The organism is Variovorax sp. 01T432 (assembly GCF_056398605.1).
Map to the genome: position 1 here is coordinate 1 of NZ_JBFTPS010000131.1, position 1,591 is coordinate 1,591.

General features: G+C 63.4%; 1 protein-coding gene. It reads right to left on the reverse strand.

Annotated elements, in window-relative coordinates:
• Positions 1–304: 304 nt before the first annotated feature.
• Positions 305–1,435, reverse strand: coding sequence for an IS110 family RNA-guided transposase (locus tag AC1DNF_RS35570; RefSeq protein ID WP_478153622.1), 1,131 nt, complete (start codon positions 1,433–1,435; stop codon positions 305–307).
• Between the last annotated feature and the right edge of the window lie 156 nt (positions 1,436–1,591).

Sequence of the window (1,591 nt, forward strand, 5' to 3'; positions counted from 1 at the left end):
CGGACTGATATGGCCCGTTTTGTCAAGAGGGCACGAGGTATTTCCTCGCGAAGCTTCGCGATAGCGCATGGGATGACGAAGTTAAAAGAACGTCACACCGCACCTTGGACTCGACGCATGCAGCTTTAGCGACGATGAATCACGCTGATATCCGCGGATTGGGTACCGCATTACATGGCTGCGTCGCGGGGCTGCCTCGCTCTAGTGACGGGGATCATCCGGTTGGATGCCCACATAGTCCGATCGAGGGTTCCCCTATCGTGTGCATTCGTCGCGTTTGCGGTGCGGTGTGAACGCAATCAATTCAATGTTGCTGCGGGGCAGGCATAGAAGCCTGCGGGGTGACGTGGCGGCTCAGATCCCAGACGAAGCCAGCGAGCTCTCGGGCGATGGCCACGCACACCTTGTTGGGTTGCATCCCCCGCGCGCTCAGGCGCCGATAGCGCTGACACAGGCGCAGTTGCGCACGCCAGGCAATCGTACGCACGGCGACGGGTTGGTCTTCCTGTCGCACTTGCAGGATGCGGCTGATGCGGGCAGGGAAACGATAGTTCCAGGCGGCCTCCACGAGCACACGGCGTGCATGCCCGTTGCCGGTCTTGGTAATTTCCCCCTGTCGCCGTGTCGTCCCACTGGAGTGCTCGCTGGGCACCAGACCCAGGTAGCCCATGAGATCGCGCGGATGGGCAAAGCGACGCATATCGCCCAACTCGGCCACTACAGCGGTGGCCGCCACCAAGTCCAGACCGCGCAGCGTCATCAGCGCGCGCACCACCGCCAGCATGCGCCAGTTCTCGATCTGCTGTGCCAGGGCTTGAGTCAGGCGCTGCACACGTGCATCGGCCTCGCTGACCGCCTGCCGGTATTCGGTAAAGGCAATATCCTGGGCCGGATGCTCGAAGCCGAGTGTGGCCAGATAGCGTTCGTGGGCCGCCGTCCACGACGTCTTGCCGGTGTAGCGACGTCCGTGGCGCAGCAGCATCGCCTTGAGTTGCTGGCGGGCCTTCAGCCGCGCCTTCACGGCATCCACCCGCGCACGACACAGATCCCGGATGGCCTCATCTTGTTCGTCGGGCACGTTCACCGTCGTCAGGTCGCCCGAACGCGCCAGCGCGGCCAGCTTCAGCGCGTCGCGTCGATCGGTCTTGACACGCTCCCCCGGCTTGCGCGCAATCAGCGAAGGCGCCACCACCTCGCAGCGGTAGTCTCTGGCCCGCAGCTCGCGCACCAGCGCGTAGCCACAGGGTCCGGCCTCATACACGATCAGCAGCGTCGAGGGCTTGCCAAGCTTGTCCAGGGCCTTGATCAGCTCGCTCAGGCGAGCACCGACCGTGCCGATAAACCGTGGAGTCTCGCGCCCGGCGTGCGCCACCGCGATTGCCGTGGACTGCGAATGGACATCCAGACCAACAAAAACCGTGCTAACTTCTTCCATGTCTGCCTCCTGTGCAAAGCTGCAGATCACACCCTCGGGTGTTCTGCATGTGGCTCGGCGCACTCGCAGTGCGCAACCCACGGTACTCCTGCAGGAGGCAGACCTTCCATCTCCCATCTACTGTCCGCCTCCTCCGAGGACGGGCCATCATGTCTA

Coding starts and splice junctions, on each gene's coding strand:
- AC1DNF_RS35570 (WP_478153622.1), bottom strand. CDS start 1,435: ATGGAAGAAGTTAGCACGGTTTTTGTTGGTCTGGATGTCCATTCGCAG.